The sequence below is a fragment of the Saccharopolyspora taberi genome (genome assembly GCF_039534165.1).
GTDB lineage: Bacteria > Actinomycetota > Actinomycetes > Mycobacteriales > Pseudonocardiaceae > Saccharopolyspora_D > Saccharopolyspora_D taberi.
In genome coordinates, this window is record NZ_BAAAUX010000033.1 from 1 (window position 1) to 25,810 (window position 25,810).

Here is a 25,810-nt window from a genome sequence, read left to right on the forward strand (position 1 = left end):
GCCAGCGGCCGGAAGGCGCGCCGGGCCCCGACGACGCGGCTCCGCCGCGTCCGGGCCTGCCGCTCCCGCCGCCTCCGGCCGCGGGTCCGCCGTCCCCGCCCGAGGGGATCCCGGCTCCGCCGGATGGTCCGCCGTCTCCGCCGGAAGGCGTCCCGCAGCTGCCTCCGCCGCCGCCCGGGGCGCGTCCCGGTCCGCCGCCGGAGGGCGCTCAGGCTCCGCCGCGTCCGGGTCCGCCGCCGCGACCTCCGCAGTCGCGACCTGAGGGCAGGCCGGTGCAGCCGCCGGAACCGGCTCCGAAGCCCAAGCCCGCGCCGCGACCGCCGAAACCGGCCATCCGGGCCGACGGCGGTTTCGGTCCGATGGGTTCCGGTGGCTGGCAGTCGTCCGGGTCGCGGTCGAACTACGACCGCAGCCCGACGCGCTGGGGCGCCGACGAGGTCAAGGACGAGCACCGGGACGCCGAGTTCCGCGCGCCGAGGCAGGGCGAGTCCGGCGAGGTGCCGCAGTTCCTCGTGGAGGCCGACGACCTCTACGACGACGACTACGGCGAAAGCAGGCTGGTCGCCCCACCGGTCCTCGGTGAGGCCCCTTCGAGCTACCGGGACTTCTAGATGGTCGAGACGATCACGCTGCCCGTTCCAGCCGTCGACGTGCTGGGCGAGCAGCTGAACCTCAACGTGCGGCAGTACCCGTTCGAGATTCCCCGGCTCGGGGAGTCGCCGGAGGACCGGGAGCGGATCTCCGACCAGGTGTGGGCCGAGCTGGAGTCGGTCGGCCTGGCCCGCTCGGGCCGTCCGGAGCCGGAGGTGGAGGACGCCCTATACCTGCTGTCGACCTCGGAGGTGTCGATCGCGGCGGCCGGGCTGCTGGACCTGCGCACCGGGCAGCGGCTGGCCGCCCGCGTGGTGGCCACCGGCGAGGTCGGGGTGGTCGGGGTGATCGACGGGCGCGGGCTGCGGATGAGCTTCATCGCGCCCGACGAGCTGCCCGGCGTGTGCGCCGACCTGCTCCCGGACGCCCCGCCCGGCCAGGGAGAGCAGGTCCGCGCGACCGCGGACCGCACCAACGGCCCGCCGCAGGACGCCGACATCGAGGGACTGCGGGAGCTGGAGGCGATCACGAACCGGCAGAAGTTCCGGCTCGGCCACTTCGTGGTGACCAGCACCGACCGCCGCGGCAGGCGGGGCAGGCTGCCCGGCCTGACCTGGTTCGACACCGACCGCGGGCGCTACACCCTGGTCGGCGAGCGCGGCGACGGGCAGGACGTGGTGACCTGCGGCCCGGCCGACCGGCAGCGGATCGCCGGGCAGGTGCACTCGATGCTGGGCCGCGCCCGGGGCTGAGCGGGCCAGGCGGCCGAGCCGCTCAAAAAGATCAAGGACCAGCACCGGAGCCCACGCCGCCACCCGGGGGTGGATGCGCTCGCGGCGGTTGTTAGGGCAGGCTTGGTGCGTGACCGACGAGCGGCAGACCGAGACTCCCCCGGAGCGCGACACCGACCGTGATTCGCTGATGACCCTGCTCGGCGGGCGGACCAGCGCGGTGGACGCGAGTCTGCCGCCGGTTGCCTTCGGTGTGGGCTGGTTCGCGTTCGGCGAGTCCATCGCCGCGGGCGGGGCGGCGGCCGTCGTGGTCGGCGCGGTCATCGCCGGGTGGCGGCTGCGCAAGGGCGACCGTCCGCTGGCGGTGCTGGTGAGCCTGCTCGCGGTCATGTTCGGGGCGATCATCGCGCTGCGGACCGGGCACGCGGCCGACTTCTTCCTGGTCCGGCTGGTCACCAATGCCGCCAGCGCGCTGGCCTGGCTGGTCAGCATGGCGGTGCGGTGGCCGCTGCTGGGGCTCGTCGTCGGCACCGTGCTCGGGCAGGGCCGCAGGTGGCGGCGCGACCCGGCGCTGCTGCGCGCCTACACCAGGGCGAGCTGGGTCTGGGTCGGCCAGTACGTGGTGCGGCTGGTGGTGTTCATCCCGCTATGGGCGGCCAACGCGGTGGTGGCGCTCAGCGCGGCGCAACTGCTGCTCACCTGGCCGCTGGTCGCGGTCTGCGTCGCGGTGAGCTGGTGGGTGCTGCGGCGCGCGCTGCCCGGTGATCACCCCGGTCTGCGGCACCCGGTCGTTCCCTGAGCCGCGTCACATGGCCTCGTAGCGGAAAACCGGAACCGGATCGTCGGCGCGGTCGGTGGTGACCGACCGCAACAGCGCGATCGCCTCATCGGCGGTCCGGGCCGACAGCTCGGCCAGGGCGACGTGCAGGATCTTCCCCCGGCTCTTGGCCTCGGCGAGCAGCGGCGGCAGTGCGGTGATCAGTTCCTCGGCCTGCGACCGGTTGCGCACCCAGAACTGCTCGAAGCTGCGCAGGAGAACACCGCCACCACCGAGCGCGTCCCGCGAGAGCATCCGGAGCAGTTCCATCGCCATACCGGATTCGTTGTCCCTGGGCGCGACCGACTGCCCGTTGACGACGACCACGTCCGGGTTGGTGAGCCGGAGGTTGACCTCCAGCGCGATCCCCGCCGACCTGGAGAAGTAGTCGTCGAACAGGTTGCACTGCATGGTCGGGAAGTCGACGTGCAGCGCGACGGGCGGTCCGCCGAACAGGGCGTCCCGGCTGTCCGCCGGTCCCCGGTGGATCCGGATGCCGGGCGCGGGCTCCGGTCGAGGATCCTCGACGACGTTGAGCCCCGCCATGACCTCGTCGCGGTCCCGGAAGTACGGGTAGTGGTCGTCGAGCGGCATGTCGTCGTCGTAGAGCAGCGCCCGCAGTTCTTCGCGCTCCTTCGGCGAGATCGGAATCCGGTCCTCGATGAACCGGCCGGCGATCTGGTGCATCAGCTCGACGTGCTCACCGCCGATGATGAAGTTGTAGTAGAGACCGTAGATCGGCTCCTTGATCCGCCCTTTCAAGCCCATCAGGAGTTCTTCCACGCGCTCGGCGTATTCCGCGTCTTCCATTGCCGGCTCTCAGTTCTTCGGGGGGTTCTTGACCACACCATCGCCGCTCAGCGGGAAGGCGGTGCGCACGGAACCGTCACCGTTGACGACGACCTGGATCTCGACGCCGTCCCGCGTACCGACGACGAGCCACCCGTTCCCCGTGTCGGGCTGGGGGACGTGATCGGGGTTCTTGGCGACATCCAGCGCCTCCTGAAGGATCTTGTCCGGCCCCCAGCTCGCGGGAAACTCGGTTTTGCCCGGCCTTCCGGTGCCGTGCAGGTGCCCGCCTCGGTTCTTGCTCTCGCCCTCGATGATGTGCTTCTCGCTCTTGGCGTCGTGGTGCACGGACGCGGGATCGGGGTGCGGGGCCGAAACCTGGTCCCAGAGACGTGGTTCAGGGGCCGTGCTGATCTCCTCGGCCAGGCCACGACTGGCCTCATCGTACTTCCGGCGCTGCTCGGACGGGGTCGCCGAGCGTGCCGCGTTCTCCAGCGCGACCCTCGACTCCTCGGGCAGCATGGCCGCGGCGTTGTCGATCTCCTTCAGGTAGGTCTCCTGGATGATTTCGAGGTATCCGCCCGCGAGCACGAGCTTGGCCAGCTGGACGATCGCGGTCGAAGCGCCCCGGGTGTACATGTCGACGATCCTGGCCACCCCGTCGAACGCGGACAGGTCGTCGTTCGCCTGGAGCGCGGCGAGTTCCGATTCGGTCCGCGCCTTCTCCGCGGCATCCGCGACGGCGCGGCAGGCGCTCGACAGCCCCTGAGCCGCGTTCGGCACGGCGCCGAACAAGGTCGTGGGGCCGCAGTTCTGGTACAGCGACGACCAGTAGCTGCGCATCTGGTCGAAGACCGGTCCGGCGTTGGCTTCGAACATCCCGGTGAACATCCGGTCGGCCTGGATCGAGACGTCCAGCAGATCCCTGTGCAGGAAGTTCCACTGCTTCGACGCCAGCCGCAGCCTGTCGACGTGCACGTTCGGCCATGCGTCCTGCATCCATTCCGGAACGACCGCTTCCGGCCCCGGCCCCTCGCACGGTGGCGGCGGGAGGAAGGTCACCTCCGTCTGCGCGGCCGGGGTCGGTAATCGCTCCAGCACGCCCGAGCCCGAGGCGTCGGAGGCGTTCTCCGAGTCGACGTAGTTGTTGCCCGTGTCGGCGAGTCCCTGCGCGATGGCGCCCAGGGTGTTGGCCGTCGCTTGCAGCGCGGGGAGCAGTGCGCGCACGTATGCCTCGTACTTGCTCCGCCATGTAGCCAGCGGCGCATCCGTGCCGGCCATGTCCCGCGTCGCCTCAAGGTCGCGGATGGCCCAGCGGACCTTGTCGACCACGCGCTGGTGCATGCTGTCGAAGGCTCGCGCGCATCGGCGTATTTCGTCGATGGACACGTCGAATCCGCCGCCGGGACCTCCGGGAGCCGGTGCGGCCGAACCTGAGGCTCCCCAGATGGCGAGGTTGGCTTTGTGGGCGCTCTGGTAGTTCTCGTGCACCAGAGCGAGCAGTTTCGCCAGCTCGTCGAGGTTCTCGACCATCCCGTCGGCGGCGCGCATCCACTCCGCTCGCGCGGTTTCGTAGGCTTCCGCGGTTTGACCGGACCAGGTCGCGCGAAGGGGACCGAGGTAGGAATCCAGGTCGACTAGGCGCTGGCGGACGTAGTTGCCGGTGTCCTCCAGATTCGAGGTCGAGTCGGAGAGGCCGGAGAACTGGGCGGCGATCCGGTCGGTCATCGACCGCGACGATACTTGCCCCGGACGTCCTTGATCAGGCGTTCGGCGGACCTCCGGCAGCAGCCGCCGCTATTCCCCCAGCAAGTGCGAGTGCAGGGCCGGCAGCTCCGCGGGATCGACGAGGTCGACGGCCGCGAGCCAAGCGGCGCCCGCCGCACCCGGGCCCGCGGTGAGCGGTTCGACCGGGAACCGCTCGGCCAGCCGGGCGCGGAGCGCGTCGCCGACCGGGTTGCCCGGCGCGACCAGCCCGCCGGCGAGCACGATCGGCGTGGTCTCGCCGGGCTCGCGGGTGATCGCGGCGGTGTCGGCCAGCAGGTCCGCTGCGCGCTCGACGAGGTCGATCGCCGCCTTGTCGCCGTTGCGCGCGGCCGTGGTGACCAGGGGCGCGAGTTCGGCGAGCTTGATCGGCGGCTTCGCGTTGACCGCCGTGATCAGCGCACCGCGCGGATCCGCGGCGTCGCCGGCCAGCTCGGCGAAGACAGCCGTCACCAGCTCGCCGCGCTCCTCGCGCCGGTCCAGCCCGCGCAGTGCCGTGCGGACCGCTTCGCGGCCGAGCCAGAACGCCGAGCCCTCGTCGCCGAGCAGCCAGCCGTGCCCGCCCGCGGTCGCCGCCAGCCGGTGGTCGGTGATCCGCGCGGCCACTGCTCCGGTTCCGGCGATCACCACGGTTCCGCCGGATTCCGCCGTCCCGGCGGCGAACGCCACCTCGCAGTCGCCGATCACCCGCATCGGGCAGCCCAGCCCCAGCTCCGACCACGCGCGCTGGAACAGCGCTGCCACGTCGGGATCGGCCAGCTTGCTCGCCCCGGCCATGCCGAGCACCCCGCCGCGCACCGCGGCCGGGTCGACCCCGGCCAGCGCGGTCCGCGCGGCCTCGGCGACCTGCGCGGCGGCGCGGTCCGGCGGATGCGAGTTCGGGTTGCCCCCGCTGGCCGCGCCGGTGCCGATGACCTGCCCGGACAGGTCGCAGACCAGGGCGCGGCTGGAGGTGCCGCCGATGTCCAGGCCGAGGACGAACGCCGGATCGTCGCTTCGCATGCGCTCTTTGTACTCGCCGTGCCACGCGTCGTGGTGGCGGATGGCGTAATCCGACAGGGCCTGGCCGTGGTGGGGTGGGAGCCGATATACATCGGATGTCGCTTGGAAGTCGGGGAGACGCATGGGCGAGTTTGATGGTTTGCGCGCTGCGGTGACCGGGGGAGCGTCCGGGATCGGACTCGCCACCGCGCGGCTGCTGGCCCGGTCCGGAGCCGCGGTCGCCGTGCTGGACCTCCAGCCGCGCGAGGTCGAGGACCCGCTGCTCGGGGTGCGCTGCGACGTGACCGACGACGGCGAGGTCCGCGCCGCGATCGACGTCGTGCGCGAGCGGCTCGGCGGCCTGGACGTCCTGGTCAACAACGCCGGAATCGGTGCGCAGGGCGATGTTTCCGCCAACGACGACGCCGAGTGGCACCGGGTGCTCGACGTCAACGTGGTCGGCATCGCGCGGGTCACCCGGGCCGCGCTGCCGCTGCTGCGGGAGTCGGCGAGCGCCGCGATCGTCAACACCTGCTCCATCGCGGGGATCGCGGGTCTGCCGCAGCGGGCGCTGTATTCGGCGAGCAAGGGTGCCGTGCACGCGCTGACCCTCGCGATGGCGGCCGATCACGTGCACGACGGCATCCGGGTCAACTGCGTGGCGCCTGGGACCGTGGACACCCCGTGGGTGGAGAGGTTGCTGGACGCTGCGGCCGATCCGGCGGCCGAGCGCGAAGCGCTGGAGGCCAGGCAGCCGACGGGACGGCTGGTGTCGGCCGACGAGGTCGCGCACGCCATCGCTCATCTGGCGGGCCCGGCCTCGGGCGGCACCACCGGCACCGTGCTCACGGTCGACGGCGGGATGTTCGGACTGCGACTGCGTGGAGGACGGGCATGACCGTCGACGCCCACCACCACCTGTGGGACCTCGACGTGCGGGACCAGCCGTGGATCACCGGCGACCGGATGAGCCCGCTGCGCCGGGACTTCTCGACCGGCGACCTGCGCGCGGCCATCCGTGAGTCCACAGTGGACTCCACGGTGCTGGTGCAGACGGTGTCGGACCCGGACGAGACGCCGGAGATGCTGGTGCTGGCCGACTCCTGCGAGCGCATCGCGGCCGTCGTCGGCTGGGTCGACCTGACCGGCCGCGACGCGCGGGAGCGTCTGGGCGGGCTGCTGAGCCACCCGGCGGGCCGGTGGTTGCGGGGGATCCGGCACCAGGTCGAGGACGAGCCCGATCCGGACTGGCTGACCCGGCCGGACGTGCTGGCCGGGCTGGCGGCGGTCGAGGACGCCGGGCTGCTCTACGAACTGCTCGTCCGGCCGCACCAGCTCCCGGCGGCGACCAAGGCCGTCAGCCGGTTCCCGCAGCTGACCTTCGTGCTCGACCACTGCGCGAAACCCCCGGTGTCGTCCGGAGAACTGGAACCCTGGGCGAGCGGGCTGCGCGAGCTGGCCGCGCATCCCAACGTGGTCTGCAAGCTCTCGGGTCTGGTGACCGAGGACGACTGGGACGCGCAGCCGGACGCCACGCGACTGCGGCCGTACTTCGACGTCGTGCTCGAAGCGTTCGGGCCGGGGCGGCTGATGTTCGGGTCCGACTGGCCCGTGTGCTTGCTGGCGGCGGAATACCGCGAGGTCCTCGGCGTCGCCCGGGATCTGACCGCTGATCTGACGGAGACGGAGCGCGCCGCCGTCTTCGACACCACCGCTCGGCAGGTTTACGAGCTCTAGCCGGGTTGTTGCGGGAGAAACGTGTTATCCACAGCGTTGTCCCCAGGTTTGCGGCCTGTGGACAACGATCTCCACATGTGGACAACTTGTCGTTGTCCAGGTGGAATCGCGGTCCGGCGCAAGCCCGTGTCCGGCGTTCGCCGGGTGAGCGGATGGGCACTCCGTCGTTTGATGTTGCGCCACCCCGCTTTGGATCGCTGCTCCGTTCGGCGTAGCCTGGCGTTGCCCGTCTCACCCCGCCCCCTCGGTGAGGCGGGCTTTTAACGGCCGGACCAGCCGAGTCTCCGATCAGGCGCGCCGCCGATCAGCGGAGTCTCCGATCAGCGGAGCCCTCGATCAGCCGAGTCTCGATCAGCGGGGTGTGCCTCCGATCAGCGGGTGCGGGTGACCTTCTTGAGGCCGCGCGGGTTGTCCGGGTCGCCGCCGCGTTCCAGCGCCAGGCCGAGCGCGAGCCGCTGCACCGGCAGAACTTCCAGCACCGGCGCGACTTCCTCCGCGCAGTCGGGCACGCCGATGCGGTGCGAGGCGCGCACGGCGTCGGCGGCGGAACCGATCGCGCAGATGTCCGCCCCGCGTTCCTGCACCGCGTCGAGGACGTCCCGCATGGCTTCGCCGCCCTTGCCCGCGCTGCACAGCGCGAGCACCGCGGTCTCGGAGTCGACCGCCGCGACCGGTCCGTGCAGCAGGTCGGCGCCGCTGTACGCGCGGGCGGACAGGTAGCTGGTCTCGGCCAGCTTCAGCGCGGCTTCGGCCGCGGTCGCCGACGAGTAGCCGCGACCCGTGGTGACCATCCGGCCGGCGAAGCGGTAGCGGCGGACGGCTTCGGCGACCGCGTCGCCGGTGGTGTCCAGGGTGCGCTGGGCCAGTTCCGGCAGTGCGCGGGCGTGCTCGCCGCTGCCGCCGCGCACCGCGTCGATCAGCAGGTACAGCGCGAGCAGGGTGGCGCTGTAGCTCTTGGTCGCCGCGACGGCCCGCTCCTGGCCCGCGCGGATGTCCACGCCGAACTCGGCGGCGGCGTTGAGCGGGGAGTCGGAGGTGTTGGTGACCGCGACGGTCAGCGCGCCGCTCCGGCGGCCGGACTCGGTGACCTCCAGCAGGTCGGGCGAACCGCCGCTCTGGCTGACCGACAGCAGCAGCACGTCGGTCAGGTCGGGGCGCGCGCCGTAGAGGGTCGTGGTCGACGGCGAGACCAGGCCGACCGGCAGCTCCAGCAGCACCTCCAGGAGGTACTTGGCGTACAGCGCGGCGTGGTCGCTCGACCCGCGCGCGGCCAGCAGGGCGAACCGCGGCCTGCGCTCGGCGATCCGGGCGGCCACCTCGGCGATCCGGTCGTGCTGGGCCAGCAGGTCGGCGAACACCCGGGGCTGCTCGGCGATCTCGGCGGTCATGCGCTCGCCGGGGCGGGCGGTGGCCTCACTCATGGTCGTCCCTTCTCGCCTCTAGGTCTAGACCAATCGTAGAGCACCTCGCGGCGCCTCGGCACCCCGTCGGCCCGTGTCACGTGCGCCCGTGTTCCGCCCGCTGGTCCGGCGAGGCGAAACTGACGGGTGCGGCAATCGCACGTCCGACTTTCGGGCATGCTGAACGGGTAAGACGCACCGGCACCCGGGCGCAACCGGCGGGAAGGTTGCGGTGGTAGGAGGAACGATGCTCGAAACATCGGTGGCAGGCGGCGCGGAGAGCCCGGGCCGGACCCAGCGCGAACCCAAGTACTGGGGCCTCAAGCAGCACCTGCTCGACATGCTCCGATCGCTGCCGCCCGGATCGCCCATCCCCACCGAGCGCGCGCTGGCCGCCGAGTTCGACGTCTCCCGCACCACCGTCCGGCAGGCGCTGGCCGAGCTGACCGTCGAGGGCAGGCTGCTGCGGGTGCAGGGCAAGGGCACCTTCGCCGCCAAGCCCAAGGTCGCCCAGCGCCTCCAGCTCACCGGCTACACCGAGGACATGCTCGCCCAGGGCCGCCAGCCCGCGTCCCGCCTGCTGGAGGTCGTCGAGGAGCCCGCCGACGCCGAGCTCGCGGCCCTGCTGGGAACCCGCCCCAGCGCGACCGTGCTGCGGCTGCGCAGGTTGCGGCTGGCCGACGGTGAGCCGATGGCCATCGAGACGACCCACCTGCCGCTGTCCCGGTTCCGCGGCCTGACCGGCAGGCTGGAGTCCGGCGGTTCGCTGTACCAGGTGCTGCGCGAGGGCTTCGAGGTCGAGATGGGCTACGCCGAGGAGACCATCGAGACCGCGCTGGCCAGCCCGGAGGAGGCCGAGCTGCTCGGCGCCGACGTCGGGCTGCCGATGCTGCTGCTGTCCCGGCACTCCTTCGACACCGAGGGGCGGCCGGTCGAATGGGTCCGGTCGATCTACCGCGGCGACCGGTACAAGTTCGTCGCCCGCCTCAACCCGCCGGGCTGAGCCCGTTGCGCCGGAAGGTGCAGCCGCGTTACCCGAAGTGGCAGTACTCACGACTGGGCAACATCGGGGAGAAAAGGATCGTGGTTCCACGTTGGCCGTTACAGGACCGATACGTAGTGCGTGGGAGCCATGGCCGAGGAGAAGAAGGAAGCTGACGGCGAGGACAAGAAGCGCAAGCTGGACATATCCCCGGCCCAGGTCACCGGAGCCGCCCTGGCCTCGGTGACGGCGGCCTTCCTGGGATCCACCCTGGGGGCGGTGGGGACGCTCTGGGGAGCGGCGCTGACCAGCGTCGTGATCACCGTCGGCGGCAAGGTCTACCAGATGTCGCTGGAGCGGACCAAGGAGCAGGCGGAGAAGGCGTCGGTGCTCAAGCGGCTCCGGAAGCCCGGGGCGTTGTCGGCGGCCGGGGACGGGGAGGCCGGGGGCGAGCCGGGCGAGTCCGGGCGGGACGGGGCGACGCGGGTCGAGAGCGCCGGGTCCGGGCGGGCTGGCGCCGGGCAGGCCGGGACCGCGCAAGCGGGGATCGCGCAAGCCGGGCCGGGCAATGCCGGGACCGGGACCGCCGGGGCGGGGAAGGTCGCGCCCGCGGAGTCCGAGCAGCGGACCCGCTTCCTCCGCACGCCCGCGATGCACTGGCCGGGCGGCGAGCAGGTCGTCGACGATCCGAACCGGACCCGCCGGATCGACCGCGCCCAGGTCGACCAGGGTGCCGCCGACACCCGGCTGGTCGGCCGGGGTGACGCGGATGCTCGGCTGGAAAGTCAGGGCGCCGACGACACCCAGCTGGCCCGCCCGAGCGCAGCCGACACCCAACTGGTCGGCCAAAGCGCAGCCGACACGCGGCTGGTCGGCCCGGGCTCCGACGACACCCGGCTCGTGGGGCAAGGCGCCGACACGCAGCTGGTCAGCCCGAACGCCGCCGACCCCCGGCTCTCCGACAACGCCGCCGAACCGACCACGATGATCGCCCCGCCGGAGCAGCCCGACCGCCGCATCCGCTGGCGGCGCTGGGGCGTGGCGGCGGCCAGCAGCGCGCTCGCGTTCGCGCTGTGCATGCTGATCGTCACCGGCTTCGAAGGTCTCACCGGCCGCTCGCTGTCCGGCGACGGCGGCACGACGATCGGTGAGGCGCTGCACCGCAAGGCCCCGCCGGTGCGCGATGAGCAGCCCGCGCCGACCCCGGAGCCGAGCACCACCCAGAAGCCGACCACCTCCGCGCGGCCGACCGGCGAGCCGACCTCGGAACCCACCCAGGCGCCGTCGCCGACGCAGCCGCGGCCGACCGAGCAGCCGACGGTCCAGCCGCGGCCGACCGGCGACCCGTCGCCGACGCAGGAGCGCCCCGAGCCCTCCGGCGAGCCGACGCAGTCGGTGCAACCGAGCGTTCAGGGCATTCCGGAATGATCCGTTTGCGCGGCTTCGACCTGCGGTAACGACATCGTGGGACGGCCGGGTGGCACTCCGTTCGGCGGCGTGCCGCCCGGCCTCGGCGCATTTCGGCGTGTCGTCGCATATGCGTCAAATGATGGATGTGCTCTCCCTGGTCTCGACCAATAATCGGTCGCCACGGAGCCCCTTCCACGGACAAGGGAGACAGCACATGAATCGCAGAACCGCGGCCCGCATGACGGGAACCGTGATGTTCGCGGCCGGGACGATCGCGGCGCTGACCGTGCCCGCGACCGCGACCCCCGCACCCGCGCCGGCCAAGGCGGCAACCCTGCTGGAGGCCATGCAGCGCGACCTCGGCCTGACCGCGGAGCAGGCGACCGAGCGGCTCGCCGACGAGGCCGTGGCCAACCGAGCCGACCAGCAGTTACGCACCACCCTCGGGAACGCCTTCGGCGGCTCGCACTACGACGCCGCGCTCGGCAAGCTGGTCGTCGGCGTGACCGACGCGAACCTGGTCGACGAGGTCCGGGCGGCCGGTGCCGAGGCGAAGGTCGTGGACACCGGACTCGACCAGCTCAACGGCGTCGCCGACGGGCTCAACGCCCACGTCGCGGCCATCCCGCAGTCGGTCAGCGGCTGGTACGTGGACTCCACCAGCAACTCCGTCGTGCTGACCACCGCGCCCGGCACCGCCGGTGCGGCGGCCGACTTCGTCAGGGCGGCCGGCGTGAACACCGCCGACGTCCAGGTCGTCGAGTCCGCCGAGCAGCCGCGCACCTACGCCGACGTCATCGGCGGCAACGCCTACTACATCGGCAGCGGCTCCCGCTGCTCGATCGGCTTCTCGGTCCAGGGCGGCTTCGTGACCGCGGGCCACTGCGGCAACCAGGGCGACACCACCAGCCAGCCGACCGGCACCTTCGCCGGCTCGTCGTTCCCGGGCAACGACTACGGCTGGGTCGAGGTCGGCTCCGGCGAGACCCCGCAGCCGCTGGTCAACGACTACCAGGGCGGCACCGTCGGCGTCGCGGGCTCGACCGAGTCCGCCGAGGGCGCGTCGATCTGCCGGTCCGGTTCCACCACCGGCTGGCACTGCGGCACGGTCGAGGCCAAGAACCAGACCGTGAGCTACCCGCAGGGCACGGTGCAGGGCCTGACCCGCACCAACGTCTGCGCCGAGCCCGGCGACTCCGGCGGCTCCTGGCTGTCCGGCGACCAGGCCCAGGGCGTGACCTCCGGCGGCTCCGGCGACTGCTCGTCGGGCGGGACGACGTACTTCCAGCCCGTGAACGAGATCCTGCAGGCGTATGGACTGACGCTGCTCACGCAGTGAGTTTTCGCCGTTCGGCTCGTTCTGCTTGGGTGGTCGCTTGGCGGAACCTCAGACGCCGCCTCGCTGCGGGATCTTTTTCCGACGTATAGTCCAATACGACGGAAAAAGCTGTCCTCGCGAGGCGACGCCTGAGAACCCGCGGGTGGTCCTGCTGCGTGCTTGGGCTAAGCGGCTTCGCCGCTTGAGGACGATGGTTGGGTTGAATGGTGCGTACCCGGGGCTTTGGCGCCGGGTACGCGCGTGTCAGCTGAGCTTGGCGCGGAGGGACTGCGCCGCCGCTCGGGGGTCTTCGGCCTCGGTGATCGCGCGGACCACGACCACCCGCTGCGCGCCCGCGGCGATCACCTCGTCGAGGTTGTCCATGCTGATGCCGCCGATGGCGAACCACGGCCTGCCGTGTCCCCGGTGCTCGGCGGCGTGCCGGACCAGGTCCAGCCCGGCCGCCTCCCGGCCCGGCTTCGTCGGGGTCGTCCACACCGGCCCGGTGCAGAAGTAGTCCACGCCCGGCTCGGTCGCCGCGGAGTCGGCCTGGACGACGTCGTGCGTGGAGCGGCCGACCACCACCTGGTCACCGACGATCCGGCGGGCCAGCTCCACCGGCAGGTCGTCCTGGCCCAGGTGCAGCACGTCGGCCTCGGCGGCCAGCGCGACGTCGGCGCGGTCGTTGACCGCCAGCAGCGCGCCGTGCCGGAGGCACGCCTCGGCCAGCACCTCCAGTGCGGCCAGCTCGTGGCGCGCTTCCAGCGGTGCACCGCCGGACGCCTTGTCGCGGAGCTGGATGATGTCGACCCCGCCGTCGAGCGCCGCGTCGGCGAACTCGGCGAGGTCGCCGCGTTCGGTGCGCGCGTCGGTGCAGAGGTAGAGCCTGGCCTCTTCGAGGCGGGCGCGGATGCCGAAGCCGTCCAAACCGGGCATGCCCCAAGGGTAACCGCCGACGCCGGAGCCGCCGGGAGATCTCGCCTCGGCTGCTGACTGCCGGATCTCGGCCGGGTACGGTGGATCGCGGTGAGCACGGGAGTCCGCTGATGCCGGACTGAGAGGGGGCGCAGGCCCCGACCGTCGAACCTGATCCGGGTCATGCCGGCGCAGGGAGCGTGGAGTTGTCTGGTCTTGTGCGCGTCGCCGTCGTGGGCGGCGGAGTCATCGGCACGTCCGTCGCCTGGCGGGCGGCCACCGCGGGTTACCGCGTGAGCCTGATCGATCCGGAACCGGCGTCCGGTGCGTCCTTCGTGGCGGGCGGGATGCTGGCGCCGGTCGCCGAGGCGTGGCCCGGCGAGGAGGACCTGCTGGAGCTCGGCGCGGTCTCGCTGCGCCGCTGGCCGGAGTTCGCGGCCGAGCTGGAACGCGCGTCCGGCCTGCCGTCCGGGCTGCGCACCGAGGGCACGCTGGTCGTCGGCGTCGACAGCGCCGACCGGGCCGAGCTGGACAACCTCGCCGACTACCTCGCGACCCTGGGACGGGTGGTGACCAGGCACAGCGGGCGCGAGCTGCGGCGGCTGGAGCCGTCGCTGGGGCCCGCGGTCCGCGGCGGTCTGGAGGTGCCGGGCGATCTCGCGGTGGACAACCGCGTCGCGCTGGCCGCGCTGCGAGCAGCGGCGACGGCGGCGGGCGCGGAGCACGTCCTCGCGCGGGCACGCGCGGTGCGCGCCGGGGCGGTCGAGCTGGAGGATTCCGTTCTGGAGTGCGATGTCGCGGTCATCGCGGCCGGGGCGCACTCCGGGGAGTTGCACCCGCTGCTGCGCGGTGCGGTTCGCCCGGTCAAGGGCGAGATCCTGCGGTTGCGGGCGCGTTCGACCGCGCTGCCACCGCCGAGCCGCACTGTGCGCGGGCCGGTCCACGGCAGGCAGGTCTACCTGGTGCCGCGCGACGACGGCGGGCTGGTGCTGGGCGCGACCCAGTACGAGGTCGGCTTCGACACCGAGGTCACGGTCGGCGGGGTGCGCGACCTGATCGCCGACGCCGAGCAGGTGATGCCGGGGATCGCCGAGTACCAGCTGGTCGAGGCCATCGCGGGCCTGCGGCCGGGCACCGGCGACAACCTCCCGCTGCTGGGCCCGCTGGAGCCCGGCGTCATCGCGGCCACCGGCCACCACCGCAACGGCTTCCTGCTCGCGCCGGTCACCGCCGACGCCGTGCTCGGGATGCTGCGCGGCGAGACGCCGCAGGACGAGGTCAAGGCCGCCGACCCCGGCCGCCACAACGGAGGTCAACAGTGAACGTAGTGCTCAACGGAACTCCGAAGCAGGTCTCCGAGAACACCACGCTGGAGGTGCTGCTCCGGGATTTCGGCTTCCCGGAGCGGGGAATCGCCGTCGCGGTCGACGGCTCGGTGGTGCCGCGGGCGTCCTGGCCCGCGACCGGGCTGCACCCGGACGCCACCGTCGAGGTCCTCACCGCGGTCCAAGGAGGCTGACATGGACGACCCGCTGATCATCGCAGGGCGCGAGTTCGGTTCCCGGCTGATCACCGGCACCGGCGGCGCGGCGAACCTCGCGGTGCTGGAACGTGCGCTGATCGCCTCCGGCACCGAGCTGACCACGGTCGCGATGCGCCGCGCCGACGCCGGTGGCGGCACCGGCGTGCTGGAACTGCTGCGCAGGCTCGGCATCGAGGCGCTGCCCAACACCGCGGGCTGCCGCACGGCGGCCGAGGCGGTGCTGACCGCGCAGCTCGCGCGGGAGGCGCTGGGCACGAACTGGGTCAAGCTGGAGGTCGTCGCCGACGAGGACACGCTGCTGCCGGACCCGGTGGAGCTGCTCGACGCCGCCGAACAGCTGGTGGACCGGGGATTCGTGGTGCTCGCCTACACCAACGACGACCCGGTGCTGGCGCTGAAGCTGGAGGAGACCGGGTGCGCGGCGGTGATGCCGCTGGGCTCGCCGATCGGCACCGGCCTGGGCATCCGCAACCCGCACAACATCGAGATGATCGTGTCCCGCGCGTCGGTCCCGATCGTGCTGGACGCCGGGATCGGCACCGCGTCCGACGCCGCGTTGGCGATGGAGCTGGGCTGCGACGCGGTGCTGCTGGCCACCGCCGTGACCCGCGCGCAGGATCCGGAGCGGATGGCCGCCGCGATGCGCGCGGCGGTCGAGGCGGGCCGGCTGGCCCGGCAGGCCGGCCGCATCCCGCAGCGCTTCTGGGCCCAGGCGTCCAGCCCCGGCAGGCCCATCGGCTGATCCGGCACGCAGGGCTTTCGTTCGCGGAGCAGGTGATCAGGCGCGCCAAGCGTCGCGCACGGCGTTGTTGAGGTCCTGCACCTTCTGCTGGAACTCGACCGGATTTTCCCGCGCCTGGCTGAGGTCGGGTGGTGCCTGGACGGCGATCGGCGCGGGTCGCGGTGCCGGAGCGGGTTTCGGCGAGGCCGGAGCGGCGGCGCGCGGCGGCTCGCGGAGGACGCGGCGCAGGGTTTGGAGCTCCAGTCCCGCCGCCCGGATCGCGTCGGCGGCCACCGCCCCGGCGGTGTCGAGCTGGCCGCGCCAGCGCTCCAGCTGTCCGCGGACGATCTCGACGACGTCCGGCCGCATGCCGGACTCGCGCGCGTCCGCGATCGCCGAGTCCGCCAGGACCTGCACGTTCTCCAGCACGAGCCGGTAGTTGGTCAGCTCGGCGGCGGCCCGCCGGTGCGAGTCGGCCGCGCGCAGCCAGTTCGTGGCCAGGTCCGCCCGCGCCCGGTCGTGGGCGTCGCGGGCCCGCCCGGACCAGGACTCGGCCCGCGCGGACCGGATCGCGTTGCCCGTGAACTCCAGCTCGTCGGCGAGCGCGTTCAACCGGTCGCTCTCACCGGCGACACCCTGGTTGTTGCCCCGGATCGGGGCCAGCTCGTTCATCGGCGCTCAGGGGTCAGCGGAGATCGGCGATCTCGGACAGCCTGTCCGCGAGCCCGGCGTCCAGCTCCTCGTAGAGGTCGGCGCTGCCCACCAGCCGATCGGCCAGCTCCAGCGCGTCGGCGCGCAGCAGGTCGACCGCGCTCGCCGACTCCTGCTGGTAGGCGGCCAGCTCCGCGCCGAGCCGGTCGTGGCCGGCCTCGCTCGGGGCGAGCCGGTACTTCAGCGCCGACCGGGAGCTGAAGTCGTTGATCGTGTTGCGCGTGTTGCGCGCCGTGGCGCGCAGTTCGTGCGTATCGGCGGAGAAAATGCTCCGGGTCATGGCCGGGAATCCTATCCGGAACTGTTTCCGGTGGAAAAGGACCCGGCGCAATCTTCGTTCAGGGCAATCGGCCGGAGATCTGCTCCACCAGTTGCGGCGACAACGGAAGCGTCGCGACCGGGGCGGCATTCCGGGCGGCTTCCGGGTTGACCAGAATCCCTGCTCGGAGCCGTTCTTGACGCAGTTTCCGCAGCAGGTCGGCGCCGGTCGTGGGGAGCGGTTGCGGCCCCCACGGCGGAATCACCTCCCGCCGGTACTCGTCGAACCGGTGCGGGCTGCTGAAAGCGCACACCCAGTCGCCGTGGGCGGCGGTGCGGGCGAGTGCCAGCCGGTTCTCGGCGTCGCGCGGCACCAGCATCGTTCCGGCGAGGAATTCGTTGATCGACTCCTCAACCGGATCCCGCGGCACCAGCAGCGAACCGATGCTCGCGAGCAGCCGGGAATCGTCGGTCGGCGCGGGCGATCGTGCGGCGCGTTCCCGGGCGCGCACCCTGCGCAAGGCGTCGGCGGGCACCGGCGGCCACGCCCGCGCGAGCCGGGCGCCGATGTGCTCGCGCACGCTCTTGACATGTCGTTCCAGCGTGCGCACGGAGTTCTTCGGGCCGAGCCTGCCGCTGAGCGCCTTGATGCGGTCCATGTAGAGCAGGCCGACCAGGTCGGGATCGGGGTCCAGGTTGTAGGCGACGCGCGCGGTCCGGGCGAGGTCCGGTTTGGGCAGGTCCGACAGCGACTGGTCCAGGCGCACGATCGTCAGTTCCATGACCTCGGTGAGGTCCTTCGACGTGATCCCCCAGATCCGGCGCAGCTCCGGGCCGAGCCGTTCGCGGAGCTGTGCGTGCCGGACTCCGGCGCCCAAGTGCAGTCTCGTCAGCGCTTCCCGTGCAGCGTTGAGGTCTCGGTCCCCAGTCATCCGCGCGGCCCTCCGTCCTCGGCGGAACGTGGACTTTAGCAGTTCCGATCTGCGCGAACTCCGGAAACTCGCCAACTTCTCGCCACGGCCCGGATTCTCGCCATTTTCTCGCCAACCGGACCGGTGGCGGGTTCTTGGCGAGTAATGCGGAATTGCTCGTCCGGGCCGATGGGTCCTCCATAGCTTCGATCGCATCCGGACCTGACTGAATCGGAGGAGAGGAATGAGCCCCTTCTACATGTTCGCGCTGGCGGTTCTGCTGGGTTTCCAGAGCGGCTGGATCGTGATGTGGAGCCACTACCGGCGGCGGATCGCGGATCTGGAGCGGGAGCGGGAATGGGAGCGGATGCGCAGGCTGGCCCAGGTCTAGGCCGGTGTTCGCACCGGCCTGCTCGACCGCACCGAGCAGGCCGGGCGTCCGGGCTACCTGATGTGCAGCCGCTCGGTGCGGACGAACGAGATGGTGTAGCTCTTCCACGGCCGGTCGTAGCCGAAGGTGCGGTCGATCGCCGCGCGGGCGTGCAGCGCGTTCTCGACCAGCGAGCCCGCCAGCAGCTCGGTCGCGGGGGCGCTCCCCTCCGGGGCGTCCGGGATCTTCGCCGTCGGCTTGCCCGCGAGCAGGTCGTCCACCGCGCGCAGCGCGGGGACGGCGACCGCCCGCTCGGCCTCCGGCCGGAACGCGAGCGTCGCGACGTCCTGGCGCAGCGCGTCCAGGGCGATCGCCGCGTCGCGGGTGACCCGCTCGTCCTCGGTCTCCTCGCCGGTCCCGTCCAGCAGCGCGGGCATGCCCAGCAGGTCCTGGGTCCGGCGCATCGCCAGCACGTGCGCCGAGTGCATGGCCTTGAGCAGGTCGGCGCCCTGGCCCGCGGCCCGCACGCTGCGCAGCAGCTCCGAGACCGACCACACCGTCGACCGCACCGAGCCCTTCACGTCCGGCACGACGCTGCTCGGCAGCACCAGGAACGCCACGTAACCGACGATCAGCGCGATCGCCGCGCCGATCGCGGTGTTGGCCGCGAAGCTGATCGCCACGTCGACCAGCGGCCGGTCCAGCCGCATCGCCTGGTCGACGACGGTGATCGCGATCAACGCGCCCAGCAGGTACGAGTAGTCGGTGCGCAGCCGGTCGACGGTCACCAGCATCACCGCCACGACCAGCGGCACCAGCAGGTACGCCCCCGGCAGCAGGGTTATCAGCGCCGCCAGCGCGACCACCCCGAGCACCGCGCCTCCGGTGCGCTCCAGCGCTCCGGTCATGCTGTCCCGCGCGGCGGGCTGGAGCACCACGTACAGCGCCAGCAGCAGCCCCGACTCGGACGGGTCGTTGAGCAGCAGCACGATCACCATGCCGAAGCCGACCGCGAGCGTGCAGCGCAGCGCGTGGCGGAACAGCGACGAGCGCATCGACACGTGCGCGCGCACCGCGCCCAGCGCGCGGTCGCGACGGCCTCCGGGAGCGGGCGGGGTCGCGGGCGTCTCGTCGCGCTGGACCACCGCCGTCCGGATGCGCTCCAGGCCCTGGTTGATCGCCCGCGCGGCGTCGGGCAGGTCCTGCCGACCGCCGCGCCGCAGCACCACCTCGGCCGGGTCGAGCCGGGCCGCCGCGGGCAGCCCGCTGCACGCCCGGGACCGGACCGCGACGGCCAGCTGCTCGGCGACCTTGTCGGCCTCGTCGACGATCTGCCGCAGCCGCGTGGCCTCGGCGCGGTCGGCCTGCTGCGCCTGCGCCAGCAGCGTCTCGCGCGCCGCTCGGAACCGCGCCGCTCCGGCCAGCACCTGGCCGAGCCAGGTGCTCGCGCCGTCGGCCCGCCACGCGCCCGCGGCCAGCTCCACCACGCCCGGACCGGACACGGTCAGGGTCTCGGCCACCGCGTAGCGGGTGGCCCTGGTGGTGTCGCCGAGACCGACGGTGAGCCGCAGCAGCAGCGCGAACGCCGCACCCGCGACCGCCGAGGCGAGCAGGACCAGCGGGGGCTGGTCGCTGCCGATGCCGGTCGTGGTGGACACCAGCGTCGCCGCCGCGAACGTCTGCCCGCCGACGCGGTAGTGCTCGCCGAGAGCCGGCAGCATCCCGGCGCCGAAGACCACGAGCGCGACCAGGATTCCGGCCAGCACGGGCACTTTCGCCACCAGCGGGCCGAGCGTCATCGTCAGCACCAGCGCGGGCGTGAACCACACGAACCGCTGGAGGTCCGAGCGCAGCGCCTGCCCGCCCGCGGCCACCAGCGCGAAGACGGCGGTCAGCCCGGCGACGATGCCCGGCGACCGGAGGTCGAAGATCCACCCGATCGCGGTCGCGCCGACCACCGCGATCGCGACGAGCGCGGCGTACTGGCGCTGTCTCGGATCCGGCGCACCGGCTTCGGTCGCCAGTCGAGCCCGCACCCGTTTGAACACCGAATCTGCCACGCCTGCCCTGACCCCTGTAGTAGTCGCAAGATCGCCATGCGCACGCGCGCGCACTGACCGCCCACCTTGACGGCAACTGGTGGGGGTGCGCGCACGTCCACGCACTATGTCGACAATGCCGCCCTAACGGGTTACGTCCCGGGGACGGAAATCACTCTTACAGGTGGATAGTCGTGTCTGGGGTTGCCTTCAGTACGAACGCGGGCTGATCCGCCAGAAGGGCGAGACCGGCCCGACCCCGGCGCCCAGCGGGTAGGCGTGCCGGACGCTGCGGGTGACGAACCGCTTGCCCGCCCGCACCGCGTCCGGCATCGCCGCGCCCTTGGCGAGCGCGGCGGTGATCGCCGACGCGAACACGTCGCCCGCGCCGTGGGTGTGCGCGGTGGAGTAGCGCGGCCCGGGCAGCGGGACGGCCTCGCTGCCGTCGAAGAGCAGGTCGACGCACTCCGGGTCGTCCGGCAGGTGACCGCTTTTGATCAGCACCCACTGCGGGCCGAAGTCGTGGATCGCCTTGGCCGCGTCGAGCAGGTCCGCGCGGGTGCGGGCGTCGACCCCGGTCAGCAGCCGCACCTCGTCGAGGTTCGGCGTCACCAGCGTCGCGCGCGGGAACGCCTCCTGGCGCAGCGCGTCGAGGGCGTCCGGGCGCAGCAGCGGCTCGCCGGTGCGGGACGCGGCGACCGGGTCGACGACGAACGGCGTGCGCCCTTCGCGGCCGATGCCGTGCGCGTCGCAGACGCCGAGCACGGCCTCGATCGTCGCGGCGGAGGCGAGCACGCCGGTCTTGACGGCGTCGACGCCGATGTCGGAGGCGACCGCGTCGATCTGCGCGGCCACGGTCTCGGGCGGAATCTCCACCAGACCGGTGACGCCCAGGGTGTTCTGGACGGTCACCGCCGTCACCGCGGTCATGCCGTGCACCCCGCACGCGAAGAACGCGCGCAGGTCCGCGTGCATGCCCGCGCTGCCCCCGGAGTCCGATCCGGCGATGGTCAGCGCGGTCGGCGGGGCCATGTCGTTGGCGGGCCGCAGCTCGTGCCCGGCTGAGGTCTCGTGCATCCAGTCCATGTTACGGGCCCCCGGAACCAGTTCCGGGGCGGTTCCACCGCGGGAACCGCCCCGGACGGGTCAACTCGCCTCGACCACCGGCAGGTACACCTTGCCGCCCGCGCCGGAGAACTCCTCGGACTTCTCCCGCATCCCGGCCTCGATGGCCTCGACGCTGGTCAGCCCGCGCTCCTCGGCGTACTTGCGGACGTCCTGGGTGATCTTCATCGAGCAGAACTTCGGCCCGCACATCGAGCAGAAGTGCGCGGTCTTGGCGGGCTCGGCGGGCAGCGTCTCGTCGTGGAACGAGCGCGCGGTGTCCGGGTCCAGTGACAGGTTGAACTGGTCGTTCCACCGGAACTCGAACCGCGCCTTCGACAGCGCGTCGTCCCACTCCTGCGCCCGCGGGTGACCCTTGGCCAGGTCCGCGGCGTGCGCGGCGATCTTGTAGGTGATCACGCCGACCTTGACGTCGTCCCGGTTGGGCAGGCCCAGGTGCTCCTTGGGCGTGACGTAGCACAGCATCGCGGTCCCGGCCTGGGCGATCATCGCCGCGCCGATGCCGGAGGTGATGTGGTCGTAGGCGGGAGCGATGTCGGTGGTCAGCGGGCCGAGCGTGTAGAACGGCGCCTCACCGCACAGCTCCTCCTCCAGCCGCACGTTCTCGGCGATCTTGTGCATCGGCACGTGACCGGGGCCCTCGATCATCACCTGCACGTCCATGGCGCGGGCGATGTGGGTCAGCTCGCCGAGGGTCTCCAGCTCCGCGAACTGCGCGCGGTCGTTGGCGTCGGCGATCGAGCCGGGGCGCAGGCCGTCGCCGAGGGAGAAGGTGACGTCGTAGTCCCGCAGGATCTCGCACAGCTCGGAGAAGTGCGTGTACAGGAAGCTCTCCTGGTGGTGGGCCAGGCACCACGCGGCCATGATCGACCCGCCGCGCGAGACGATCCCGGTGACCCGCTGCGCGGTCAGCGGCACGTACCGCAGCAGCACCCCGGCGTGCACGGTCATGTAGTCCACGCCCTGCTCGCACTGCTCGATCACGGTCTCCCGGTAGATCTCCCAGGTGAGCTTCTCCGGGTCGCCCTTGACCTTCTCCAGCGCCTGGTAGATCGGCACGGTGCCGATCGGCACCGGCGAGTTGCGCAGGATCTGCTCGCGGGTCTCGTGGATGCGCTTGCCGGTGGACAGGTCCATGACGGTGTCGGCGCCCCAGCGGGTGGCCCACACCATCTTCTCCACCTCCTCCTCGACCGAGGAGGTCACCGCGGAGTTGCCGATGTTGGCGTTGACCTTCACCAGGAAGTTCTTGCCGATGATCATCGGCTCGCTCTCCGGGTGGCAGCGGTTGGCCGGGATCACCGCCCGGCCGCTGGCGACCTCGGCGCGGACGAACTCCGGGGTGACGTTCTCGCGGGCCGCGATGTACTCCATCTCGCGGGTGACCACGCCCGCCCTGGCCCAGCCGAGCTGGGTGCGGTGCTCGCGTCCGTCGGTCCACCCGGCGCGCAGCCGGTGGAGTCCGCTGTGGACGTCGATCTCGGCGTTGTCGTCGGTGTACGGGCCGGAGGTGTCGTAGACGTCGAGGTGCTCGCCGTTGGACAGCTCGATGCGGCGCATCGGCACCCGGAGGCCGGACTCGGTGGTGTTGTGGATCTTGCGCGAGCCGCTGATGGGCCCGGTGGTGATGGTGTGCTCGCCGCTTTCGGACAGGTTCGGGCGCACGTCGGCCAAGGCCGTTCACTCCCTACGCCGGCATTATCCGGTCAGGTTCAGGCGGTCGGCGGCCCCGGACGCAGAAGTCCAGCCACCCTCTCAGCCCGCTGTTGGTGCGAGCTCCCGCGATGTGTCGTTGTCGGGCCCAGACGTTAGCCGCGAGTCCGCCGGATGCCAACCCCGGGTCACCCCGCTGACGCCGGCCCGCCCGGCGTGAACTGCGGGGACGCGCCCCGGGAAAAAGTCCGCGCGCCGCGCGGGCGGCCCCGGATGTCGATCACGGGGGCATTACGCCGACCCGCGCGCCCAATTCTTGAATTTCCTTCGATATTCCCGAAGAATCCGCGACCGCCGCCGAAGCCCGGGATCACGAGTTGTACCCTGCGCGACGTGATGGAGACCCGTTGTGATCAGCAGGCGCCGCTGTGGGCGAACTGGGACTACCTGGTCGGGGCGTGGCGGGGCCTCAACATTCCCGAGGGCTGGCGGCTGGAGCTGATCGAGGAACGACTGGTGCCCGCGTCGCCGCCGGAATACCGGCACCGGCTGATCGCCGACGTCCTCTACCGGCACCTCGTCGAGCGTGGTCCGGGCGGCGCGCTGGTGCACCGGATGGCCAGCGTGGTGATCCCGTCCCGGCGCAGCCTGTTCATCCCGGACCTGGTGGTCGCGGGGGGTGCGCAGCACTCGCCGGACCCGGTTTCGGTCCCGGCGGAGACGGCGTGGCTGGTCGCCGAGATCGCGGCGGGGGAGCAGTCCGCGAAGGACCGCGAGATCAAGCTCTGGAGCTACGCGCACGCGCGGGTTCCGGTTTACCTGCTGATCGATCCCCGCGCGCCCGAGGGTCCGGTGCTGGAACTGCATTCGGATCCGGCGAACGCGGCGTACCGCGATTCCCGGAAAGTGCCCTTCGGCGGCGTGGTCGAACTGCCCGAGCCGATCGGTTTCATCCTCGACACCGCCGAGTTCTGAGCGCTATTCCCGAATCTTCAAGCGGCGCAGCCGCTTGGCCCAAGCACGCAACCGGCACCGCCGCGGGTTCTCAGGCGTTCTCTGGCGAGGACAGCGCTAGCGTCGCGTATTGGCGGACATACGCGAGTCTGCGATCCCGCAGCCAGCGGACGCCTGAGGTTCCGCCACCCGCGCCGCCACGCAAGACGAGTTCGAGCACAGTGTCGCGCTATTCGTCGGCGAAGGGGTCGCCCTCCTCGGCGGGATCCCAGCTGAGCCCGGGAATTCCCCAGCCGTTGCGCTTGACCGCCTTCTTCGCGGCCCGCGCGTGCCTGCCGATCAGCCGGTTCAGGTAGAGGTACCCGTCGAGGTGGTCGGTCTCGTGCTGGAGGCAGCGGGCGAAGAACCCGGTGCCCTCGACCTCGACCGGCTTTCCGTCCACATCGGACCCGGTGACCTTCGCCCAGGACGCCCGTCCGGTGGGGAACGATTCGCCGGGAACCGAAAGGCACCCTTCCCAGTCGTCGTCCGGATCGGGCATGCTCTCCGGCAGTTCGGAGGTCTCCAGCTCGGGGTTCACCACCACGCCCCGGTGCTGGACGCCTTCGTCGTCCGGGCAGTCGTAGACGAACAGCCGGAGGTCGATGCCGATCTGGTTGGCGGCGAGCCCGACCCCGTTGGCGGCGGCCATGGTCTCGAACATGTCGTCGACGAGCGCGCGCAGCTCGTCGTCGAAGGTCTCGACCGGGCGCGTCGGGTGGTGCAGCACCGGGTCGCCCACGATGCGGATCGGGTGAACAGCCATGCACGGCAGGGTATCGGCTCCGGTGTGCGGCTACCGACAGGCGTGATGCGACCACGTCGCGGGAGCGAACGTGGTGTAATGGCAGCCGGAATCACACTCGTGTGATTCCGGCGGACGCGGGGATCCCGATCGCTAGGCGAGGAGTCAGATGGACGCCGCCCAGATGCTGACCGCGCAGGAAATCGCTCGCCAGTGCGAGCAGCTCGCCCGAACGGTACAGCAACGCGAACAGTTTTCGGAAGCTTCCGGTCGCCGGTTGCGGCTCGCCGAGCCGGTGACCCAGCCGATCGCCCGGATCACCGAACAGCTGCCCGCTCCGGCCTCCGCCGACCACGACCGGCTGCCCGATCTGCCCGCGGACGGTCCCGGTGAGCGGGAGCTGAGCATCCTCGCCTTCGAGCGGCAGTGGTGGAAGCGGCCGGGGCGAAAGGAGCAGGCGATCCGCGAGCTGTTCGACATGTCGCCGTCGCGCTACTACCAGTTGCTCAACGCGATCCTGGACGATCCGGCCGCGATGAAGGCGGACCCCATGCTGATCAAGCGACTGCGTAAGGTGCGGGCGAGCCGGCAGCGCGTCCGGGCCGCTCGCGATCTGGGAATCGAGTTGGACTGATGACTTCTGGGGAACCGGCCTCCGGGCCGAGCAAGGCGAGGCTCGCCGGATTCGGGCTGATCGGCGTCGGCGTCCTGGCCGCCGTTCTCGGCGTGACCACCGCGGTGTCCGGAGAGCCGGGCGACACCGCGCAGCCCGCGCCGCCCGCCTCGTCGGCGGTCGCCGAGCCGCCCGGTGAACCGCGGCCGGAGGTCCCGCCGCAGGTGCCTTCGAGCACCGCTGTCCAGCCGCCGGCTGCACAGCCGCCGGCGCCCCAGCCGACGTCCCAGCAGCCGCCCGCGCCGACGGTCGTCGTGCCGCCGCGGGAAACGGGATCAGAGCAGGGAAGCCCGCGGATCGTTGTCCGGGTCTACAACAACAGCACCATCGCCGGGCTGGCGCACCGCGCGTCCGAGGACTTCCGCCGCGCCGGGTACGACGTGCCCGAGGTGGGCAACTACTCGGCGGGGCGCATCTACACGACGACGATCTACTTCCGCCCGGGTACCGAGGAGGAGGCGCAGGCCAGGGAGGTCGCCGCCCTGTTCGGCGCCCGGCTGGAGCCGCGGTTCCAGGGCATCGAGGGCGCGAGCCCCGGCGTGATCGCGATCGTGACCAACGACTACAAGGGCCCGGCTGGGAAGTGAGAACCGGCTGATTGGCCCCGCGCCCGCAAAGCGGGGCCACCGCGGG

The 25,810-nt window shown here is 72.0% G+C and carries 26 protein-coding genes, 1 pseudogene and 1 riboswitch; of the genes and pseudogenes, 15 read left to right on the forward strand and 12 right to left on the reverse strand.

The window, feature by feature from the left end; all coding sequences use genetic code 11:
• The 3 genes and pseudogenes from ABD691_RS30820 to ABD691_RS30830 form a co-directional block, all read left to right on the forward strand.
• Positions 1–611, forward strand: a pseudogene (locus ABD691_RS30820) (hypothetical protein); the annotation flags it as partial.
• Positions 612–1,343, forward strand: a complete 732-nt coding sequence (locus tag ABD691_RS30825) for an ESX secretion-associated protein EspG (RefSeq protein ID WP_344685755.1) — start codon at positions 612–614, stop codon at positions 1,341–1,343. It begins immediately after the preceding pseudogene.
• A gap of 109 nt (positions 1,344–1,452) precedes the next feature.
• On the forward strand, positions 1,453–2,121 hold the full coding sequence (locus tag ABD691_RS30830) for a DUF3159 domain-containing protein (RefSeq protein WP_344685757.1): 669 nt from the start codon (positions 1,453–1,455) through the stop codon (positions 2,119–2,121).
• A gap of 6 nt (positions 2,122–2,127) precedes the next feature.
• Here ABD691_RS30830 and ABD691_RS30835 read toward each other — a convergent pair whose 3' ends face one another.
• The 3 genes from ABD691_RS30835 to ABD691_RS30845 form a co-directional block, all read right to left on the reverse strand.
• The gene (locus ABD691_RS30835) at positions 2,128–2,949 is read right to left on the reverse strand and encodes a hypothetical protein (RefSeq protein ID WP_344685759.1); all 822 of its coding nucleotides are present in this window, start codon (positions 2,947–2,949) and stop codon (positions 2,128–2,130) included.
• 9 nt (positions 2,950–2,958) lie between these two features.
• Positions 2,959–4,656, reverse strand: coding sequence for a WXG100 family type VII secretion target (locus ABD691_RS30840; protein WP_344685761.1), 1,698 nt, complete (start codon positions 4,654–4,656; stop codon positions 2,959–2,961).
• A 69-nt stretch (positions 4,657–4,725) separates the two neighbouring features.
• Positions 4,726–5,694, reverse strand: a complete 969-nt coding sequence (locus ABD691_RS30845) for an N-acetylglucosamine kinase (protein WP_344685763.1) — start codon at positions 5,692–5,694, stop codon at positions 4,726–4,728.
• Between the two features lie 121 nt (positions 5,695–5,815).
• On the opposite strand from ABD691_RS30845, the gene ABD691_RS30850 reads away from it, so the two are divergent.
• Together ABD691_RS30850 and ABD691_RS30855 are read left to right on the forward strand one after the other, a co-directional pair.
• On the forward strand, positions 5,816–6,571 hold the full coding sequence (locus ABD691_RS30850; protein ID WP_344685765.1) for an SDR family NAD(P)-dependent oxidoreductase: 756 nt from the start codon (positions 5,816–5,818) through the stop codon (positions 6,569–6,571).
• Positions 6,568–7,410, forward strand: coding sequence for an amidohydrolase family protein (locus ABD691_RS30855; RefSeq protein WP_344685766.1), 843 nt, complete (start codon positions 6,568–6,570; stop codon positions 7,408–7,410). The genes ABD691_RS30850 and ABD691_RS30855 overlap by 4 nt, the downstream gene beginning before the upstream one ends.
• Before the next feature lie 371 nt (positions 7,411–7,781).
• Here the strand turns inward: ABD691_RS30855 and ABD691_RS30860 are convergent, their stop codons facing one another.
• Positions 7,782–8,831: an SIS domain-containing protein gene (locus ABD691_RS30860; RefSeq protein WP_344685768.1), complete on the reverse strand. Its 1,050-nt coding sequence runs from the start codon at positions 8,829–8,831 to the stop codon at positions 7,782–7,784.
• 226 nt (positions 8,832–9,057) lie between these two features.
• On the opposite strand from ABD691_RS30860, the gene ABD691_RS30865 reads away from it, so the two are divergent.
• The 3 genes from ABD691_RS30865 (at position 9,058) to ABD691_RS30875 (ending at position 12,541) form a co-directional block, all read left to right on the forward strand.
• The gene (locus ABD691_RS30865) at positions 9,058–9,813 is read left to right on the forward strand and encodes a GntR family transcriptional regulator (protein ID WP_344685770.1); all 756 of its coding nucleotides are present in this window, start codon (positions 9,058–9,060) and stop codon (positions 9,811–9,813) included.
• 129 nt (positions 9,814–9,942) lie between these two features.
• The gene (locus ABD691_RS30870) at positions 9,943–11,220 is read left to right on the forward strand and encodes a hypothetical protein (protein ID WP_344685772.1); all 1,278 of its coding nucleotides are present in this window, start codon (positions 9,943–9,945) and stop codon (positions 11,218–11,220) included.
• A 196-nt stretch (positions 11,221–11,416) separates the two neighbouring features.
• Positions 11,417–12,541, forward strand: coding sequence for a S1 family peptidase (locus tag ABD691_RS30875; protein ID WP_344685774.1), 1,125 nt, complete (start codon positions 11,417–11,419; stop codon positions 12,539–12,541).
• A gap of 243 nt (positions 12,542–12,784) precedes the next feature.
• On the opposite strand, the gene thiE is transcribed toward ABD691_RS30875, so the two are convergent.
• Positions 12,785–13,456: a thiamine phosphate synthase gene (thiE, locus tag ABD691_RS30880; RefSeq protein ID WP_344685776.1), complete on the reverse strand. Its 672-nt coding sequence runs from the start codon at positions 13,454–13,456 to the stop codon at positions 12,785–12,787.
• Positions 13,457–13,542: 86 nt separating this feature from the next.
• Positions 13,543–13,650: riboswitch (TPP riboswitch) on the forward strand.
• Here thiE and thiO point away from each other — a divergent pair.
• The 3 genes from thiO to thiG all read left to right on the forward strand — a co-directional run bounded on the left by thiO (position 13,642) and on the right by thiG (position 15,720).
• Positions 13,642–14,757: a glycine oxidase ThiO gene (thiO, locus tag ABD691_RS30885; protein WP_344685778.1), complete on the forward strand. Its 1,116-nt coding sequence runs from the start codon at positions 13,642–13,644 to the stop codon at positions 14,755–14,757. It overlaps the preceding riboswitch by 9 nt.
• Positions 14,754–14,954, forward strand: coding sequence for a sulfur carrier protein ThiS (thiS, locus tag ABD691_RS30890; RefSeq protein WP_344685780.1), 201 nt, complete (start codon positions 14,754–14,756; stop codon positions 14,952–14,954). The genes thiO and thiS overlap by 4 nt, the downstream gene beginning before the upstream one ends.
• A 1-nt stretch (position 14,955) precedes the next feature.
• The gene (thiG, locus tag ABD691_RS30895; protein WP_344685784.1) at positions 14,956–15,720 is read left to right on the forward strand and encodes a thiazole synthase; all 765 of its coding nucleotides are present in this window, start codon (positions 14,956–14,958) and stop codon (positions 15,718–15,720) included.
• A gap of 36 nt (positions 15,721–15,756) precedes the next feature.
• On the opposite strand, the gene ABD691_RS30900 is transcribed toward thiG, so the two are convergent.
• The 3 genes from ABD691_RS30900 to ABD691_RS30910 are packed head-to-tail and all read right to left on the reverse strand — an operon-like array spanning position 15,757 to position 17,600.
• Entirely contained in the window at positions 15,757–16,371 is a 615-nt protein-coding gene (locus tag ABD691_RS30900) for a putative T7SS-secreted protein (protein ID WP_344685786.1), read from the reverse strand.
• A gap of 13 nt (positions 16,372–16,384) precedes the next feature.
• Positions 16,385–16,690: a hypothetical protein gene (locus ABD691_RS30905; protein ID WP_344685789.1), complete on the reverse strand. Its 306-nt coding sequence runs from the start codon at positions 16,688–16,690 to the stop codon at positions 16,385–16,387.
• Between the two features lie 58 nt (positions 16,691–16,748).
• Positions 16,749–17,600, reverse strand: a complete 852-nt coding sequence (locus ABD691_RS30910) for a hypothetical protein (RefSeq protein ID WP_344685791.1) — start codon at positions 17,598–17,600, stop codon at positions 16,749–16,751.
• Positions 17,601–17,823: 223 nt separating this feature from the next.
• Between ABD691_RS30910 and ABD691_RS30915 the strand changes: the two genes are divergently transcribed.
• Positions 17,824–17,970, forward strand: a complete 147-nt coding sequence (locus tag ABD691_RS30915) for a hypothetical protein (RefSeq protein WP_344685793.1) — start codon at positions 17,824–17,826, stop codon at positions 17,968–17,970.
• 53 nt (positions 17,971–18,023) lie between these two features.
• Here ABD691_RS30915 and ABD691_RS30920 read toward each other — a convergent pair whose 3' ends face one another.
• From ABD691_RS30920 to thiC, 3 genes are all read right to left on the reverse strand, one after another.
• Positions 18,024–20,009: an FUSC family protein gene (locus ABD691_RS30920; RefSeq protein ID WP_344685795.1), complete on the reverse strand. Its 1,986-nt coding sequence runs from the start codon at positions 20,007–20,009 to the stop codon at positions 18,024–18,026.
• Between the two features lie 189 nt (positions 20,010–20,198).
• The gene (thiD, locus tag ABD691_RS30925; protein ID WP_344685797.1) at positions 20,199–21,065 is read right to left on the reverse strand and encodes a bifunctional hydroxymethylpyrimidine kinase/phosphomethylpyrimidine kinase; all 867 of its coding nucleotides are present in this window, start codon (positions 21,063–21,065) and stop codon (positions 20,199–20,201) included.
• Positions 21,066–21,134: 69 nt separating this feature from the next.
• Complete coding sequence (gene thiC / locus ABD691_RS30930) at positions 21,135–22,787, reverse strand: phosphomethylpyrimidine synthase ThiC (RefSeq protein WP_344685798.1); 1,653 nt, start codon at positions 22,785–22,787, stop codon at positions 21,135–21,137.
• Between the two features lie 375 nt (positions 22,788–23,162).
• Between thiC and ABD691_RS30935 the strand changes: the two genes are divergently transcribed.
• The gene (locus ABD691_RS30935) at positions 23,163–23,741 is read left to right on the forward strand and encodes a Uma2 family endonuclease (RefSeq protein ID WP_344685825.1); all 579 of its coding nucleotides are present in this window, start codon (positions 23,163–23,165) and stop codon (positions 23,739–23,741) included.
• A 208-nt stretch (positions 23,742–23,949) separates the two neighbouring features.
• Here ABD691_RS30935 and ABD691_RS30940 read toward each other — a convergent pair whose 3' ends face one another.
• Positions 23,950–24,525: a peptide deformylase gene (locus ABD691_RS30940; RefSeq protein ID WP_344685800.1), complete on the reverse strand. Its 576-nt coding sequence runs from the start codon at positions 24,523–24,525 to the stop codon at positions 23,950–23,952.
• A gap of 163 nt (positions 24,526–24,688) precedes the next feature.
• Here ABD691_RS30940 and ABD691_RS33820 point away from each other — a divergent pair, with 163 nt between their 5' ends.
• Entirely contained in the window at positions 24,689–25,138 is a 450-nt protein-coding gene (locus tag ABD691_RS33820; protein WP_425565197.1) for a DUF3263 domain-containing protein, read from the forward strand.
• The gene (locus tag ABD691_RS30950) at positions 25,138–25,764 is read left to right on the forward strand and encodes a LytR C-terminal domain-containing protein (protein WP_344685802.1); all 627 of its coding nucleotides are present in this window, start codon (positions 25,138–25,140) and stop codon (positions 25,762–25,764) included. Before ABD691_RS33820 ends, ABD691_RS30950 begins: the two co-directional genes overlap by 1 nt.
• Positions 25,765–25,810 lie beyond the last annotated feature (46 nt).

Excerpts from the sequence above, each read along its gene's own strand:
- ABD691_RS30825 (WP_344685755.1), top strand. The coding sequence starts at position 612 with ATGGTCGAGACGATCACGCTGCCCGTTCCAGCCGTCGACGTGCTGGGC.
- ABD691_RS30835 (WP_344685759.1), bottom strand. The coding sequence starts at position 2,949 with ATGGAAGACGCGGAATACGCCGAGCGCGTGGAAGAACTCCTGATGGGC.
- ABD691_RS30840 (WP_344685761.1), bottom strand. The coding sequence starts at position 4,656 with ATGACCGACCGGATCGCCGCCCAGTTCTCCGGCCTCTCCGACTCGACC.
- ABD691_RS30845 (WP_344685763.1), bottom strand. The coding sequence starts at position 5,694 with ATGCGAAGCGACGATCCGGCGTTCGTCCTCGGCCTGGACATCGGCGGC.
- ABD691_RS30850 (WP_344685765.1), top strand. The coding sequence starts at position 5,816 with ATGGGCGAGTTTGATGGTTTGCGCGCTGCGGTGACCGGGGGAGCGTCC.
- ABD691_RS30855 (WP_344685766.1), top strand. The coding sequence starts at position 6,568 with ATGACCGTCGACGCCCACCACCACCTGTGGGACCTCGACGTGCGGGAC.
- ABD691_RS30860 (WP_344685768.1), bottom strand. The coding sequence starts at position 8,831 with ATGAGTGAGGCCACCGCCCGCCCCGGCGAGCGCATGACCGCCGAGATC.
- ABD691_RS30865 (WP_344685770.1), top strand. The coding sequence starts at position 9,058 with ATGCTCGAAACATCGGTGGCAGGCGGCGCGGAGAGCCCGGGCCGGACC.
- ABD691_RS30870 (WP_344685772.1), top strand. The coding sequence starts at position 9,943 with ATGGCCGAGGAGAAGAAGGAAGCTGACGGCGAGGACAAGAAGCGCAAG.
- ABD691_RS30875 (WP_344685774.1), top strand. The coding sequence starts at position 11,417 with ATGAATCGCAGAACCGCGGCCCGCATGACGGGAACCGTGATGTTCGCG.
- thiE (WP_344685776.1), bottom strand. The coding sequence starts at position 13,456 with ATGCCCGGTTTGGACGGCTTCGGCATCCGCGCCCGCCTCGAAGAGGCC.
- thiG (WP_344685784.1), top strand. The coding sequence starts at position 14,956 with ATGGACGACCCGCTGATCATCGCAGGGCGCGAGTTCGGTTCCCGGCTG.
- ABD691_RS30900 (WP_344685786.1), bottom strand. The coding sequence starts at position 16,371 with ATGAACGAGCTGGCCCCGATCCGGGGCAACAACCAGGGTGTCGCCGGT.
- ABD691_RS30905 (WP_344685789.1), bottom strand. The coding sequence starts at position 16,690 with ATGACCCGGAGCATTTTCTCCGCCGATACGCACGAACTGCGCGCCACG.
- ABD691_RS30910 (WP_344685791.1), bottom strand. The coding sequence starts at position 17,600 with ATGACTGGGGACCGAGACCTCAACGCTGCACGGGAAGCGCTGACGAGA.
- ABD691_RS30915 (WP_344685793.1), top strand. The coding sequence starts at position 17,824 with ATGAGCCCCTTCTACATGTTCGCGCTGGCGGTTCTGCTGGGTTTCCAG.
- thiD (WP_344685797.1), bottom strand. The coding sequence starts at position 21,065 with ATGCACGAGACCTCAGCCGGGCACGAGCTGCGGCCCGCCAACGACATG.
- ABD691_RS30935 (WP_344685825.1), top strand. The coding sequence starts at position 23,163 with ATGGAGACCCGTTGTGATCAGCAGGCGCCGCTGTGGGCGAACTGGGAC.
- ABD691_RS30940 (WP_344685800.1), bottom strand. The coding sequence starts at position 24,525 with ATGGCTGTTCACCCGATCCGCATCGTGGGCGACCCGGTGCTGCACCAC.
- ABD691_RS33820 (WP_425565197.1), top strand. The coding sequence starts at position 24,689 with ATGCTGACCGCGCAGGAAATCGCTCGCCAGTGCGAGCAGCTCGCCCGA.
- ABD691_RS30950 (WP_344685802.1), top strand. The coding sequence starts at position 25,138 with ATGACTTCTGGGGAACCGGCCTCCGGGCCGAGCAAGGCGAGGCTCGCC.